15 protein-coding genes are annotated in these 15460 nt (G+C 56.4%); 14 read left to right on the top strand and 1 reads right to left on the bottom strand.

Going from position 1 to position 15460, the window contains the following annotated elements:
• The first annotated feature begins 5 nt into the window (after nt 1–5).
• The 12 genes from SPI05_RS06935 (at nt 6) to SPI05_RS06880 (ending at nt 11958) form a co-directional block, all read left to right on the top strand.
• Nucleotides 6–941, top strand: coding sequence for a PfkB family carbohydrate kinase (locus SPI05_RS06935; RefSeq protein ID WP_321077338.1), 936 nt, complete (start codon nt 6–8; stop codon nt 939–941).
• A gap of 62 nt (nt 942–1003) precedes the next feature.
• Nucleotides 1004–3736: a DNA translocase FtsK gene (locus SPI05_RS06930; protein ID WP_321077337.1), complete on the top strand. Its 2733-nt coding sequence runs from the start codon at nt 1004–1006 to the stop codon at nt 3734–3736.
• Nucleotides 3737–3749: 13 nt separating this feature from the next.
• Nucleotides 3750–4349, top strand: a complete 600-nt coding sequence (pgsA, locus tag SPI05_RS06925; RefSeq protein ID WP_321077335.1) for a CDP-diacylglycerol--glycerol-3-phosphate 3-phosphatidyltransferase — start codon at nt 3750–3752, stop codon at nt 4347–4349.
• A gap of 231 nt (nt 4350–4580) precedes the next feature.
• Entirely contained in the window at nt 4581–4916 is a 336-nt protein-coding gene (locus SPI05_RS06920; RefSeq protein WP_282922641.1) for a helix-turn-helix domain-containing protein, read from the top strand.
• Nucleotides 4916–5182, top strand: coding sequence for a DUF3046 domain-containing protein (locus SPI05_RS06915; RefSeq protein WP_295028023.1), 267 nt, complete (start codon nt 4916–4918; stop codon nt 5180–5182). Before SPI05_RS06920 ends, SPI05_RS06915 begins: the two co-directional genes overlap by 1 nt.
• 95 nt (nt 5183–5277) lie before the next feature.
• Nucleotides 5278–7149 carry a proline--tRNA ligase gene (locus tag SPI05_RS06910; RefSeq protein WP_321077334.1) on the top strand — a complete coding sequence of 624 codons (1872 nt, stop codon included), beginning with the start codon at nt 5278–5280 and terminating at the stop codon, nt 7147–7149.
• Between the two features lie 30 nt (nt 7150–7179).
• Nucleotides 7180–7674: a peptide deformylase gene (gene def, locus SPI05_RS06905; RefSeq protein WP_296181571.1), complete on the top strand. Its 495-nt coding sequence runs from the start codon at nt 7180–7182 to the stop codon at nt 7672–7674.
• Nucleotides 7675–7816: 142 nt separating this feature from the next.
• Nucleotides 7817–8314, top strand: a complete 498-nt coding sequence (locus SPI05_RS06900) for a DUF3145 domain-containing protein (protein ID WP_297724341.1) — start codon at nt 7817–7819, stop codon at nt 8312–8314.
• An 89-nt stretch (nt 8315–8403) separates the two neighbouring features.
• Nucleotides 8404–8859, top strand: coding sequence for a DUF3052 domain-containing protein (locus SPI05_RS06895; RefSeq protein WP_295028016.1), 456 nt, complete (start codon nt 8404–8406; stop codon nt 8857–8859).
• 142 nt (nt 8860–9001) lie between these two features.
• Nucleotides 9002–10390: a trigger factor gene (gene tig / locus SPI05_RS06890; RefSeq protein ID WP_321077329.1), complete on the top strand. Its 1389-nt coding sequence runs from the start codon at nt 9002–9004 to the stop codon at nt 10388–10390.
• Between the two features lie 252 nt (nt 10391–10642).
• A complete protein-coding gene (locus SPI05_RS06885; protein WP_321077328.1) occupies nt 10643–11251 on the top strand; it encodes an ATP-dependent Clp protease proteolytic subunit in 609 nt (202 codons plus the stop codon).
• A 26-nt stretch (nt 11252–11277) separates the two neighbouring features.
• Nucleotides 11278–11958 (top strand): ATP-dependent Clp protease proteolytic subunit, encoded by a 681-nt coding sequence (locus SPI05_RS06880; protein ID WP_414601977.1) that lies wholly within the window; start codon nt 11278–11280, stop codon nt 11956–11958.
• Between the two features lie 169 nt (nt 11959–12127).
• Here the strand turns inward: SPI05_RS06880 and SPI05_RS06875 are convergent, their stop codons facing one another.
• Nucleotides 12128–12793, bottom strand: a complete 666-nt coding sequence (locus SPI05_RS06875; protein WP_321077324.1) for a type IV toxin-antitoxin system AbiEi family antitoxin — start codon at nt 12791–12793, stop codon at nt 12128–12130.
• 769 nt (nt 12794–13562) lie between these two features.
• Between SPI05_RS06875 and SPI05_RS06870 the strand changes: the two genes are divergently transcribed.
• Together SPI05_RS06870 and SPI05_RS06865 are read left to right on the top strand one after the other, a co-directional pair.
• A complete protein-coding gene (locus SPI05_RS06870; protein WP_321077323.1) occupies nt 13563–14717 on the top strand; it encodes a histidine kinase in 1155 nt (384 codons plus the stop codon).
• 19 nt (nt 14718–14736) lie between these two features.
• The gene (locus SPI05_RS06865; RefSeq protein ID WP_321077321.1) at nt 14737–15432 is read left to right on the top strand and encodes a response regulator transcription factor; all 696 of its coding nucleotides are present in this window, start codon (nt 14737–14739) and stop codon (nt 15430–15432) included.
• The last annotated feature ends 28 nt before the right edge of the window (nt 15433–15460 follow it).

Genomic DNA, 15460 nt, shown 5'->3' with positions numbered 1-15460 from the left:
TCGCCGTGGCTCGTTTCATTTCCACTCAATCAATCAACCTGGAACTACCCTTGCGGGTTGACCACCTGCCCAATCAGGGTGCCGAAGTCCGTGCCTCCATCCTGGAAGGGGCGGTCGTGGCCGGAGGTTTCTTTGTGGTCGCCACCGTGGCACGGCAAGGTGTCGCCGCCTGCGTGACGGCCCCCCTGGGAACCGGCCCGAACTCGATTCAGGCCCGGCACTCCTTAGGCAGAGAAGGGATTTCCGTGCTTTCCCACGAAATCGTGGGGGATATCGGGTTGCGGATAGCGGCCATAGACTCCGAAGGGGTGCGCAGCGTCATTACGTCCCCCGGTGTAGAAATTGAGCCCGACCCGCGCGACCTGGCGGGGATAATTCTGCGGGACAATGATTATGTTTTTGCCAGCCTCAACGACCTGGCTTATCCACAGCTAGCCGAGATTCTCACGAACTGGATTGAACAGCTGCCGAACAATCTGTTCCTGGCGGTAGCGGGGGGTCCGCTGGTCGGGGAAGTCGACCTGGACGTGATGGTAAAAATCCTGGCCAGGGCGGATTTGTTGACATTGAACAAGCACCAGACTGAGACAGTGCGGATGCGCTTGGGACGCGGTCCCATTGCTGAGGTGCTGCGCCGTTACGTGAAACCAGAGACGATTTTGGTGCTGCGTGATGGACCAAACGGGGCTGCGATTCAGGAATTCGCGGGACAGATGCCGCGAGGAGTGCCCGCCTACCCTACTGACTTGGTGGACACAACTGGAGCTGGAGAGGCCCATACCGGGGTCCTGCTGGCCTCGCTGATGATGGGGCTACCGCTGGACCAGGCTTGTGAGCGGGCGAACGCGGCCGCCTCGCTGGCGATGGGGCGGCGGGGTTACTACCTAATTCCCACGGCTTCCCAAATCGATAACTTCCTGGCTGCGAACTCTCGTCTATAATCCCACCTTTTTCGGCGTGGGAGTGCCAAAAAAGGTTCCCGAGCGGATAGCCTAAAAACGCTATGAGTGCGACCAAAACACAAGCTAAAACCAACCCGTCGAAACGCGGGGCTGGGCGCGGCAATCGAAAAACAACTCGACCGGGCAATCGACCCGAGCCGGCTCGCCCCACTTTGGACCCCCAGGTCAAACGAGACATTTTGGGGCTGTGCCTCATTGCACTAGGGATTTTGGTAGCTCTGCGGGAATGGTTCGGCCTTTCCGGCACGGCCGGGAACGTGATTCATGTGACTTTCGCGGGAGTTTTCGGTGTGTTTGCGGTTATTTTGCCCATTGGTTTAGGGTTTCTCGCCGTGCGTTTGTTCCTGCGGGGTCGTTTCCTCCCCGACCCGGACAATGACGGTGTCACCGAGGCCGAAGCTGCGGAAGTCGCCGCGCTTCGCGGCGCACAGGAAACCCGGATTCTGGTGGGGCTTTTGGTTATCTTGGGAGCGCTGGCGGGAATGGTGCATGTGGCGAAGGGCTTACCCTGGCCCTCCACCGGTTTTCCCGAGATTATGACGGCCGGAGGTCTGCTGGGCTGGTTTTTCGGTCATCCTATCGGCGTGCTGTTTTCGCCGTGGGGAGCATTCCCGCTGCTGATAATCATGATGCTGATTGGAGTCCTCATCACCGGGGGAATTCCTGCAGCGACCCTGGTGACGCTGATTCGGCAGCGTTTTGCCCGACTGGCTCCAGGTCACGACCTCAGCGATGAAGAGTCGGAGGTCGTGGACCTCAGCGGTGCTACTGAAGTCATGACTCCTTCGCGGATGCCGTGGAAACGCCGTCGCCCCCAATCCGATGCGGAAGAAACCAAGGTCATGGAGTCGGACTCGACCTTGACCGCTCAGTCCACAGACCCTGTCGCGACACAGACCCTCCCGGAACCGCCCGCGACCGGAGCCACCGAACTACTGCCTTCTCGGAAACGCGGGGGACGACATAAGGCCGAAAGTAAACCGGCCGAGGCGACACCGCAGCCCGAACCGTCTGCCAAAACTCAGGACACTCTGCCGGAGCGGGTCCACACCGGCTTGGGACACGACATCGACTACCACCTGCCCTCCCTTGACCTGTTGAAAGTCGGGCCTGAACACGTGAAACGTTCCCCGGCCAACGACCGCGTTATCGAGTCCCTGACCAACGTCTTTCAGCAATTTGGGGTCGCGGCTGAGGTTACCGGTTTTTCACGCGGGCCGACGGTGACCCAGTACGAAGTCACACTCGGTCCGGGAGAAAAAGTCTCGAAGGTCGAGGGGTTGTCCAAGGACATAGCCTACGCGGTGGCGTCCCCGGAAGTGCGGATTTTGTCTCCCATTCCAGGGAAATCTGCGATTGGGATTGAAATCCCCAACGCGGACCGCGAAAACGTTTACCTCGGTGACGTGCTGCGTTCCGAAGTGGCCTCGCGCCTCACGCATCCGCTGGTCACCGGGGTCGGCAAGGACGTGGAAGGCGACTACGTCCTGACAAACATTGCCAAGACCCCGCACCTGCTGGTCGCCGGGGCGACCGGGTCGGGTAAATCTTCGTTCATTAACTCGATGATTACCTCCATCATGATGCGAGCCACCCCGGAACAGGTCCGGCTCATTTTGGTCGATCCGAAACGGGTGGAACTCACCGCCTACGCCGGGATTCCTCACCTGGTCACGCCCATTATTACCTCGGCAAAGAAAGCCGCGGCGGCGCTGGAATGGTGCGTCAACGAGATGGATATGCGCTACGACACCCTGTCGAACTACGGATACCGTCACGTTGACGATTTCAATCAGGCGCTGCGCGCCGGCAAGGTACAAAAGCTACCCGAGTCGCGTTTCGAGCCCGAATGGATGCCTTACCTGCTGGTCGTGGTGGACGAGCTGGCCGATTTGATGATGATTGCACCGCGGGACGTGGAAGCCTCCATTCAACGCATCACCCAGCTGGGTCGCGCGGCGGGAATCCACCTGGTGTTGGCGACGCAGCGTCCCTCCGTGGACGTGGTCACGGGCATTATCAAAGCTAACGTGCCCTCTCGACTCGCTTTCGCGACTTCCTCGAACCAGGATTCCCGCGTGATTTTGGACCAGTCCGGGGCGGAAAAACTCATCGGTCAGGGCGATGCCCTCTACCTGCCCAGCGGCGAATCCAAGCCCCAGCGGGTGCAGGGAGCCTGGGTCTCGGAGGGAGAAATCACCCGGGTCGTCGCCCACGTCAAGGCACAGATGGAACCCGTGTATCGCGAAGGTGTCACCAGCGAACAGAACAGCGAGGAAGCCAAGGTTCCCGAAGAAATCGGCGATGACCTAGACGATGTGCTGGCCGCCGCCGAACTGGTGGTTTCCACCCAGTTCGGTTCCACTTCGATGATTCAACGCAAACTGCGCAAAGGATTCGCCAAAGCTGGTCGGTTGATGGACATCCTCGAAACTTACGGGGTCGTGGGACCCTCGGAAGGCTCCAAACCGCGCGAAGTCCTGGTTACGAACGAGGAACTGCCCGGTGTCCTGGCCATGCTGCGCGGAGAAACCGAGGCTGTGCCGGACCTCCCGCCGGACGGGGAGGAACCGGAATACGATACCGGGGAACCTTTTGACGACTCTGCAGACGGGGAGCCTCCGGCACAGGCCCCGGAACCCGACGACGCTGACACCCGCCCGCTCGACCCCACGCCGACATTTTCCGATGGACCCGACCCGGCGACCCCGGCAGCCCAGGTGGGCCGCCAGGAATTATACGATTCGGACGACACCGAGCCTTTGCCGTTCTGACTAGGATGGATTCATGACCACAAACCCGCAGGAAGCGCCGCAGCCGCCCGCGCCCCCGAACTTTAACATCGCCAATGTGCTGACGGTTATCCGCCTGATTTTGGTGCCGGTATTTATTTGGTTGATGCTGGTGCCGGGGGTGAAGGCACAAGTGTGGGCCTTCGTGGTGTTCGCCGTGGCCTCCGCGACCGACAAGCTGGACGGGACCCTGGCGCGAAAACTGAACCTGATTACTGATTTCGGTAAACTCGCCGATCCTATCGCTGATAAAGCCCTGGTACTCAGCGCATTTGTGCTGCTGAGTCTGCACTGGCCGGTGTTTTGGGCGGTGACTGTCCCCGTTTTGGTGCGGGAACTGGGGATTACCCTGATGCGTCTGGTTTTGGCACGCCGGGGGCGGGTCATGCCCGCCAGCCGCGGCGGAAAACTTAAGACCGTGACCCAGATGGCGTTGATTTTACTGCTGTTGATTCCGTGGGAAGCCCTGGTTCCCGCGGCGTGGCCGGTGGTGCGCATCGTGGCGATAATCCTGTCCGTCGTGGTCGTAGTCATTACGGTTTTCACCGGTATTGACTATGTGCGCCAGGCCTTGCACCCGGCTGAGGAACATTAGCCGCGTTCCCTAGGTGTTGTGCTGGGAGCGGCAATCAGTCCTGGGGATGAGATTTCCGGGAATAAAATCCTGACAAAGTCGGTTAAACTGAGTGTGATGAACCAAAAAGAAACCTTTGCCAACATGAAGTTGCCTTACGCGCTGCGTCCGGGGATTAGTCCGGAGCGTTCGGTCAGGCCGGCGAATCGTGCGGGGGTGCGAAGCCTACCTAATAAGCGGTATTCTGATTCCATGATGCAGATTTCTCCAGTTGCTAAAGCCTCCACGCCAGTTTTGCGGCGCGAGCTCGGGGAGGTTTTGCGTCAACTGCGCCAAACTCGCGGCCTGACTTTGCGTGATGTTTCAGCGAAGGCGCGCGTGTCGTTGGGTTACCTGTCCGAGGTGGAACGCGGTCAGAAGGAAGCCTCCAGCGAGTTGCTGGCCTCCATCTGTTATGCGTTGGACGCGCCGGTTTCTTTCGTACTCCATGAAGTCGCGGATCGGATAGCTGTGGTCGAGGGCGTGGTGGTCCCCGAGCTGGTGCCCGATGAGCTGCTAGACAGCATCGACTGCGCCCCGATTTCCTGATGCCTCAATTCCAGGGCGGTCCGGTGCAGCGCGGCATGACGCGCTCTCAGTTTAAGCAAGCGCTCTCCGAGGTGTTTCCGCACGGTTTGGGCGAAACTCTGGCCAGCGACCAAGTACTGACAGAATGGGGCATGACCGCGCTCCAGGCGTTAGAACGCGGCGCGGATCCTCTCGCGGTGTGGCAAGCCCTGTTGCGCGCCACCGATCGAGACACAGAAGAAAACCTGTTCTGGCATCGCCGGGATTTACATGCGTCGCGTCACTAACCCCTGCCCGTGGCCCAAATGTTACTATCTGGCGGGCAAATCCCGAGGTCGGGTTGGTTTTAATCTTTGGGCTGGTTTCGCGGTAAAGTTGAGGAATGCTTACAAAAATGTCCTCTTTCTTTGTCCGCACCCTGCGTGAAGACCCGGTAGAAGCCGAAGTGGAGTCCCACAAGTTACTGGTGCGGGCGGGCTATATTCGCCGCGCCGCGCCAGGGATTTACACCTGGCTACCGTTGGGGTTGAAAACTTTGCGGCGCGTGGAAAACATCGTGCGTGAAGAGATGGACCGCATTGGGGGACAAGAATTGCAGTTCCCGATGCTGCTGTCCAGCGAACCCTACGTGGCAACGAACCGCTGGGAAGAGTTCGGCCCTTCGCTGTTCAAACTCAAAGACCGCAAAGACGGGGATTACCTGCTGGCCCCCACCCACGAAGAAATGTTTACCCTCGCGGTAAAGGACCTGTACACCTCGTACAAAGACCTGCCGGTCATTCTGTACCAGATGAAGGAAAAGTACCGCGATGAGGCTCGTCCGCGCGCGGGAATCATTCGGGGTCGCGAGTTCGTGATGAAAGACTCCTATTCCTTTGACCTCACGGATCAGGGGCTGGAGCATTCTTACGCCCTGCACCGCGGAGCTTACCGGCGGGTCTTTACCCGTATCGGGCTGGATTACGTCATTTGTCACGCTTTGAGCGGCCCGATGGGTGGTTCCGCCTCCGAAGAATTCCTGTTCCCCTGCGCTGTTGGTGAGGACACGTTCGTGAAGTCCCCCGGAGGCTACGCCGCCAACGCGGAGGCCGTCACCACCATCGCTCCTGAACCCCTCCCTTATGACGATGCCCCCGCAGCGGAAGTACGGCCGACCCCGGACTCCACCACGATTGAAACGTTGGTGGACCAGGCGAACAAACTCTATCCGCGCTCGGACCGGCCTTGGGAAGCTAGCGACACGCTGAAAAATGTGGTGGTGGTCGCCGACTATCCTGACGGGCACAAAGAAGTCCTGGTTATCGGGGTCCCCGGCAACCGCGAGGTTGACATGAAACGCTTGGAGGCGAGCCTGTCTCCCGCTGACGTGCGTATGGCGGAGGCCAAAGACCTTGAGGCCTACCCAGATTTGGTTCCCGGCTACATCGGCCCGCAGGTCATCGGCCCGAACTCACCGAAACGCACTACGGACGCTGACGGCAATCCTGTCGGTTCCCCGCGCTACCTAATCGATCCGCGAATTGTTCCGGGCACACGCTGGGTGACGGGAGCCAACCAAGCCGGAATGCACGTGTTCAACCTGGTGTGCGGGCGTGATTTTACGGCAGATGGCACTATTGAGGCCGCGGAAGTCTTGGAGGGCGACCCGGCTCCTGATGGTTCGGGGCCATTGACATTGGAGCGCGGCATCGAAATTGGTCACATCTTCGCGCTGGGACGCAAGTACGCCCAGGCTCTGGGGCTGAGCGTGCTGGACGAAAACGGTAAGGCACAAGTCGTGACGATGGGCTCTTACGGGATTGGCGTGTCGCGTCTGGTGGCGGCCATTGCCGAAGCAAACCACGACGATAAGGGGCTGATGTGGCCGCTCAATATCGCTCCGTTCCAGGTTCACCTACTGGCCACCGGCAAAGACCCAGAGATTTTTGCCACTGCCGAAAAGCTCGCGCGTGAACTCGACGCAGCCGGTATCCAAGTACTGTATGACGATCGCCCGAAGGCCTCCGCAGGGGTGAAGTTCAAGGACGCAGAGTTGTTGGGAATGCCTTTTGCGCTGGTAGTGGGCAAGGGATTAGCTGAGGGCAAAGTCGAGATTCGCCAGCGCCGCGAGGGCACAACTGTGGAAACCTCCCCGGAGACTTGTGTGGAGGAACTGTTGCAGGCCATCTCGAACGAGGCTGCGAAAACAGCTTTCTCCCTCAGCTCCACCGAGCTGATTGGCGAGCCCGATCAGTGGGAAAAGGATCAAAACTAGGCGCCCGGGCGGCGGCAAAGAGAGGTCAACATGGCATTTCGTGAGATACGCGTGGTGGGGGATCCCGTGCTGCGCACCCCTTGTGACTGGATTACAGACCCGCGCGACCCCGGCGTGAAGCAGCTGGTCGAGGATCTGTTAGAGAACGTAGACGAGGACGGTCGCGCCGGGTTGGCAGCGAACCAAATCGGGGTCAGCCTGCGGGCGTTTTCCTGGAACATTGACGGGGAAGTCGGCTACGTTTTGAACCCCAAACTGGTCGCCACGAGCGAAGATGAATTCCAGGATGGCGATGAGGGCTGCCTGAGTGTACCGGGGCTGTTTTATCCGACGAAACGCGCCTGGTATGCCCGCGTTGAAGGCATCGACCTGGACGGAAAACCGCTGGTGGTTGAGGGTGAAGAACTGATGGGGCGCTGCCTACAGCACGAATGCGACCACCTGGAGGGACACCTGTACCTGGACAGGTTGGAACGCAAATACCGCAAGGAAGCGCTGCAGCAAATTCGCAAAATGGGTTGGTAGACCCCGGATAGGCGTGCAACTGCCACCGGTTTAGCGCATAATAGAAACATAAGTTACCTCGTTGTGATTCGGTGTTCGGAGGGGAAGCCGCAATACCGGCCCGTTGAGCTGTGGCTCAACTCAAGCACAACAGGAGGTAACCATGAACCAATACACGCGAGGTGTCCTGTTTATTCACACGGCGCCCAGGGCGTTGTGTCCCCATATTGAGTGGGCGGCGGGGACGGTTTTGAACACCGAAGTCAGTTTGGATTGGACCGTCCAAGAAGCTGACCCGACGTTTTTTCGCGCCGAATTTTCTTGGGTAGGCATGGCCGGAACCGGCGCCAAGTTGGCTTCAGCCCTGCGCGGGTGGGAGCACTTGCGCTATGAAGTGACTGAGGACGCGGCTCCCGGCACGGACGGCGGACGCTGGTCCCACACTCCGGAATTGGGAATTTTCTATGCCCAAACCGATAGCGTGGGCAACGTGGTGGTGCCGGAAGGCAGAATCTTGGCGGCGTTGGAACACGCGGATAATCCCTTGCAAATGCGCCGTGAGCTGGACTTAGCTTTGGGGCGCGCGTGGGACGAGGAGCTGGAACCGTACCGTTGGGCGGGTGTTGGCGCTCCGGTGAAGTATCTGCACAAGGTCGTGTGAGCCCTTTCTCAGGGTTGCTAACGTTGCCAGTGCGGGGAAAATTCGGTGTAAATTCCCCACGGAGGCTCGGTTTCATATATCCTGAAACTATGACGAACAATGCTTCCGCCCACGCGGAACAATCTCAAAAGGATCGCGCAAACAAATCTCAGCCTGGTCTTGGTTTCAAAAAGGGATCGATTGTCCAAGAATTTTATTATGACGATGACGTCGATGAGACACTACGTCGCGCCATCGAGGACTTCCTCGGAAACGAACTGGTCGATGAAGATTACGGGGATGTCTCTGACGGGGCGCTAATTTGGTGGCGCGCCGAAGATGGCGAAGTCGATGATTTGGCGGATTTATTAGTTGACGCCTCTGGAAACCTCGACGATGGCGGGCTGATTTGGGTCATGACTCCCGTGTCCGGTAAGCCAAACTCGGTGGATACTCAGTTCGTCGAGGAGGCCGCGAAAACCGCTGGTCTGCGGGTTATGTCCTCCTCTCACGTGAGCCCCGATTGGTTGGGAATCAGCCTCATGGCGCGCGGCACGAACCGCTGAAATCCGCCTCTATTAAATCCTCGCCCGTACCGGCCCTAAGTTTCAGAAAAAGGGGCTAATGTCGTAAGATTTAGGGGCTTATGAAAACCAAGCGGACCGGACTGGCCGGCAGACCGCAAGAACAAACGATTTTGGAGACAAAGTGAAGAGCACTGTTGAAAACCTCAACCCCACAAAGGTCAAGTTGGCAATCGAGGTTCCCTACGAGGAATTCAAGCCCGAGATGGACAAGGTTTTCAAGGAATACGCCAAACAGGTCAACATTCCCGGTTTCCGCCGCGGACACGTCCCGGCTCGCGTGCTGGAATCCTACATCGGCCGCGGCGCGGTCATTGAGGACGCGGTCAATCACGCGCTGCCGGAATACTACGGCCAGGCTGTGCAGGAACATAAGATTGCTCCGATGGGTCAGCCTGACGTGGACGTGACCGATACCCCCAACATTGAGGGCGAAGCCGGCGGCGATTTGAAGTTTACGGTGGAAGTGGAAGTGCGTCCCGAGGTCAAGCTGCCGGACTTTTCAAAGCTCAGCTTGGAAGTAGACGCGATTAAAGACGACCCGAAAGCCCTGGACACCGAGTTGGATAACCTGCGTCGTCGCTTCGCGACTCTGAAAACCGTGGAGCGCGCCGTTAAGCAGGACGACTTCGTCACCCTGGACCTTAAGAGCGAGATTGACGGCAAAGAGGTCGATTCCCTGAACCAGACCTCCTATCACGTTGGTGCCGGTGGTTTAGTCGAGGGCCTGGATGAGGCTTTGAAGGGTTTGAAAGCCGGAGCAACTAAGACATTTGAAACTCAACTGAAGTCTGGGCCGCACGGGGGAGAGACCGCTCAGGTTACCGTCACCGTGGATTCCGTGAAGGAACAGGTCTTGCCGGAAGCCGACGATGAGTTCGCCATGATGGTTTCCGAACACGACACCATCGATGAACTGAAGCAGGAACTTGCGGAAAACGTGGATCGTCAGGCTCGCGCCGGACAGGCTATGTCGGCTCGCGACAAGCTGGTCGAAAAGCTGCGCGATGAGCTGGAATTCCCGTTGCCGCAAGGGGTGTTGGATGAGGCTGTCGCGGCGCAGATTGGCGAGGACGCCAGCGAGGAAGATAAACAGAAAGCTCAGGAAGCTGTCGAGCAGGATCTGAAAGTACAGATTATCCTGGACGCTTTGGCCGAAGAACGCAAGATGAACGTGTCTCAGCAGGAACTGTTGGAGTTTGTACTCCAGACCGCGCAGGCTTACGGCATGGACCCCTCCATGCTGCTGCAAAACGCGGAACAGAACAACCGGATTCCGGCATTTATCCAAGAAATCGCTCGTAACAAGTCCATCGCCTCGGCCCTCGGAGAGGTCGAGGTCAAGGACACGAACGGCAAGGTTGTGGACCTGAAGGAATTCATCGGCGAGGAGTCGGCAGAATACGAGGACTCTGAGGAAAAGCCGGCAAAGAAGGCTCCGGCAAAGAAAGCAGCGGCCAAGAAAGCCCCAGCCAAGAAGGCTCCGGCAAAACAGGACACCGCAGACGAGTAACTCTTGAGCGCAAGGCGGGTTTCGGTACTGACCGGAACCCGCCTTGCGCTATCAACTGACACCCCCGCACGGGCGAGGTGAGGGAAAATCCGCCGGGGGAGACTTGTGAAAAAATACGAAAGAAACCGACCGACACCGCTAGGGGACGCGTTTGAGCAGAATCGGGATTAGCCCATAGCGAAACAGGGGGAATGAAGCGCGAAGGACGCACGGTTTTCCGTTAGGGTTAAGTGAACCAAGCGAGGAGGAAACGTGACCGTAGTTAATCGCGACGAAGAAACGCCCGATGTACCCACGGGTGGGTTTATTTACAAGCGCTTACTCAAAGAGCGCATCATTTGGCTGGGCGATGAGGTCAGCCAGGAAAATGCCAATGCGATTTGCGCCCAGATGCTGCTGTTGGCGGCCGAGGACCCGGATTCTGACATCTACCTCTATATCAATTCACCCGGCGGCTCCGTCACCGCGGGCATGGCTATCTATGACACCATGCAGTACGTGAAACCTGACGTGGTGACCGTGGCGATGGGAATGGCGGCCTCGATGGGGCAGTTTCTGTTGACGGCCGGGACGAAAGGCAAGCGTTTCGCGACTCCGCACGCCCGCATCCTCATGCACCAGCCTCTTGGCGGTGTCCAAGGAACCGCCTCCGAAGTGCGGATTAATGCGGATTTGATTCTGGCGATGAAGCAGGAACTCGCTCAGATTACCGCCGAGCGCACCGGTCACACGCTGGAAGAAATCACCAGGGACGCGGATCGTGACCACTGGTTTACCGCTCAGGAAGCCTTGGAATACGGCTTTATTGACGCGGTGGTAGAGAACGCGGCCGCGGTGCAGAGCTCGAAGAAGGGGGAGTAATGAGGCATTATCAAGGTGATTTAGGCATGTCCGGGGCAGGGTTTGCTGCGGTTTCGCCCGCGAATGCGTCTGTCCCCGCGGGGGCGGCTCCGGCGTTGCCCAGCGCGCGCTATATCCTGCCGACCTTCGAGGAACGCACGGCTTACGGCTACAAGCGCCAGGACCCTTATGCGAAACTGTTTGAGGATCGGATTGTGTTCCTGGGTAACCAGGTCGACGACGCTTCCGCCGATGACGTGATGGCGCAGTTGCTGGTGCTGGAAAGCCAGGATCCCGATTCGCTCATTACCATGTACATCAACTCTCCGGGCGGGTCTTTTACCGCGATGACGGCGATTTATGACACGATGCAATACATCAAGCCCGAGATTCAGACGGTTTGCTTGGGTCAGGCGGCCTCCGCGGCGGCGGTGCTGCTGGCGGGGGGTGCTCCGGGCAAGCGTCTGGCGCTGCCCAACGCGCGGGTACTGATTCACCAGCCGGCCATTCAGGGCGCTCAGGGTCAGGCCACCGATTTGGCGATTATTGCTGAGGAAATTGACCGGATGCGGGCCTGGCTGGAGGAAACGCTGTCGAAGCATTCCAACCGCAGCGTGGAGCAAATGCACGAGGACATTGACCGGGATAAGATTCTCACGGCTCCCCAGGCGCTGGAGTATGGTCTGATTGACCAGGTGTTGGAGCCGCGAAAAGGCAGCTCGAGCTAATTGTGACTTGCCAGAAACGTGGCTTCACGCTTTGATAGCGTGGAGCCACGTGATTTTTTGGCTGTGTTTAGCCTTGGTTAGGTTTGGTTGGGATTGGTTGGACTGAGGCTGTGCCTCTAGATGACCACTGTTCAGAAGCGCGGTGCGGGGAATCTGGCAGCCAATCTTCTCACCCCTTTTCGTTGTAGTTTTCAAAGAACTGATCCCAGGTGGACTGGAGCTGTTGTTTTCTGGCTAATTTTGCGACTTTCTGGGTGTTCACCTGTCCTAGGAGTGCCTTGGCGGGGTTGATGGCTTCGGAGGGAGCCTGCCCCCATTCGGGGCGTGATACCAAATCCAGCAAGGTTTGTTCCCGAGTTTGCGCCCGAAATTGACCCAGCTGGCAGGTAACGAGTTCAGTATCCTGGAGATGATAACGGCTGATAGAAAAACATACGTGAATCCCGCCCGTGAGCGTCACATTGCGGTGTTGACGCGGCACAAGAATTGGGCAGATTCCCATTTCGCGAGGAATCAACCCCCACCAGCGCGCGGCACCGATACCAGCCAGTATAGGAACGTCTTCACCGAATACACTGGCGGCATAAGCCATTGCAGCCTCAACGGTACTAGGTTGCCATGCGATTCCAACTTGTGCGTCAGGTATGCCGATATAGGCTCCGCAACCCAAGCGATACACAAGTTTCTGGCGATACAGTCGCAGTAGTTCCTTGCTGGGGTTTGCGTATATCGCGCTTAGCTGTGCGGGGCGAACCGTGCGCAAAGGAGCCTGTGCGATTGCGGTTGGTAAACCACCTCGACGCGGTTTAGTTATAGGCCCCCGATTCCTGTTCATATATAAAAACTTACCATAAAGGTAATAAAATGCATATTAGTATTCTGTAGACGGGATTCATAGAAAGGCGCTGGAATACGGTCTGATTGACCAGGAAAGGTGTGTGGCTAGCTTGGGCCGGCGCGTTTTTATCCTAGGCGGACGAGCTTTTGTAACTGTGGCAGAAACGTTTCATTTTTTGATGTTTTTCCAGACTCCAACAGTGAATGTGCCTGTTAGGATTATCGTCGAAGCCATTGTCAGAGGGTCATAAATCAGCTCAATATATTTCCCCGCGGCTTTTTTGCGACGAGATGGGAAATACACCAGGGCAAACATACGAAACGGGGAGCTAATCGTAGGGGGTTACAGTACCGTCCTCCGAGTCACCTTGGTTTTTATGATATTTATCCTTCAGTTAGTCCCCGAAAAGTAACTGCAGCCTATGTTATTTGAACTTAACTTGGGGGTTAACCACGTACTTTTGTGGGTGTTCTCAGGCTGCCTCATTCGCTAACGTGTTTGCCAGCCCACATTAGTGGGATTGAGACTGATTGATGAAGGAGAAAGCCGTGCTAAGTAAAATTGCTCTTGTTACCTTTGCTAGTGCTCTGACTTTTGGGGTGGTGCCCATGTCGGAGCCACCATTTGGTGTACATCTGCGTGGTCTGGATGATGCACTAGTGAGTCAGCCGATTTATGTTGGCAAATCCACGATGTTGTACAAACCATGCCCTTGGCACCTCAAAATACTAGGAAAATGCTAGGCATGATGCTCTAAAATTGCCGTGTGCCGTTAAAACGCAACTTTCTTACCAGACTCGGTCTGTGGCCGATTTCTGTGGTGCTCTGTGCAGTTGCTGCACTTGGCATGGATTTAGGGGACTTTCTTGGAGGCTCGGTATGGTTCACCTGGCACACTTGGGTTCTTGAAGTTGCAGGCATTATTTTGCTGGTACTAACTGCCTGGCGGCCGGGACTGTTTGGATTGACCTTCATAGTTTTCCAGTGCATAGCCTCCATGCTTCCACTTCCTTGGGCGGTCGGTGCTGTGTCTCTCTTTGTCTATCTACTCATTGGCTACTTTGTTTTTACAGAATATTATTGGCTTGCCGTGAACGGTGGTCTTTTAATTATTGTCACAGATTTATTTGGATACAATCCCAAGGTAAATTTCCTTAGTGTAATAACTTTCGATGTGTTTGCTCTTCTCTTTGCGGCTCTTATCGGGTGGATTCTAAGAACGCGTGAGGAATCCGTTGAAGAGGCTAGGCTGAAACTTCAAGAAACCCAAAGAGACAAGGAACGTGCAATCGGATTGGTACGTGAGAATCTTGCCAGCACTTTACACGACAAGTCAGTGGCGGAATTGTCTCATGTGGTCATGCTTTGTGATGGGCTTCTGAATTCCAATGAAAGCGAAAACAAGCGAAAAATCGAGATGATTGTTTCGGAGTCACGCCAGGCCATGAAGCACCTTAGAGAGATGATTGGCGGACTTAAGAAAGGGGAATCTACTAGCGGTGAAGTGATATCTCTGAGCGAAACTGTTGGAAATGCCCGTTCATTGGCTGGAACTTGTGACATAGAATTAACGGTCATACTGCCAGATAAGGTGGAAGAGACTCTCGACCAGACATCACTAGGTATTCTCCAGATTTTTATCGGCGAAATTGCCACCAACCTCGTCAAATATGCTGAAAAAGGTACCTTTGCACGGATCGAAGGTGATTTTACTGATGAAGCCTTACAGGTGGTTTCCACGAACCAGGTTTCCCAGAATGTGGCAGTGAACCAAACAATGAGTTCCAGGCAAGGACTGGGACACCTTGCCGCATTGTTGTCGGAACGGGGCGGTCGTCTGAACTATTCATCAAATGGGAAACTGTGGATGATTTTGGCGTTAATCCCGATAGTGCGTACTTCTCAGTTTCGAGGAAGCTAAGAAAACGAGGTAAACAGGTATGGAAAACGAACTGAAACCAAACTCGGATGCTTTAGGGCGACCTTTGCGTGTGCTCTTGGCTGATGACGATGATTTGGTGCGTAACCTTATTCCCGAAACTTTGAGTGCATTTCAAGATATAGAGGTGGTGTCCACCGCTAAGAATGGACATGAGGTATTGGAGCTGGTGAATAAATACACTGTTGACGTTGTGCTGATGGACGTGGACATGCCAACAGTCGATGGCATCGAGGCAACCACGTGGTTGGCGCGTGAGCACCCGGAGATTAAGGTTTTGGTCTTTACCTCTTTCGGGCGGAGACCTTCAGTTATGGAAGCCATAAAAGCTGGAGCTGTCGGGTTTATCACTAAGGATACGCCGATAACGGAGATTGTCCAAGATTTACGGCGTGTTTCGCGCGGGGAGTCCGTTTTGAGTCAGAATCCGGCGGAGGCATTGATGGATATTATGCGAGCCCAGCCTTTGCAGACCGTATATGACGAAACCTTTATTCAGTCAGTAAATGGTCTTCCGAAACAACTCCGAAAGGTCTATCAGCTTTTGATTGAAGGGTTGTCGAATAAGGCGATTGCCAAGAAGCTCGGTCTCAAAGAAAACACGGTGCGAGACTATGTGTCTCAGATTCTGGCCCGCACCAACTGCGAAAGCCGATCGCTCCTCGTTGTGAAATCCTTCGAGAATGGTTCATTTTAATAACGTGTGGCGGGGGGGGGGGGGGGGG

Origin of the sequence: Mobiluncus sp. (assembly GCF_034180645.1) — a bacterium.
Classification (GTDB): domain Bacteria; phylum Actinomycetota; class Actinomycetes; order Actinomycetales; family Actinomycetaceae; genus Mobiluncus.
Note: the sequence above shows the minus strand (reverse complement) of the source record. Positions and strands in the feature narration are given on the sequence as shown.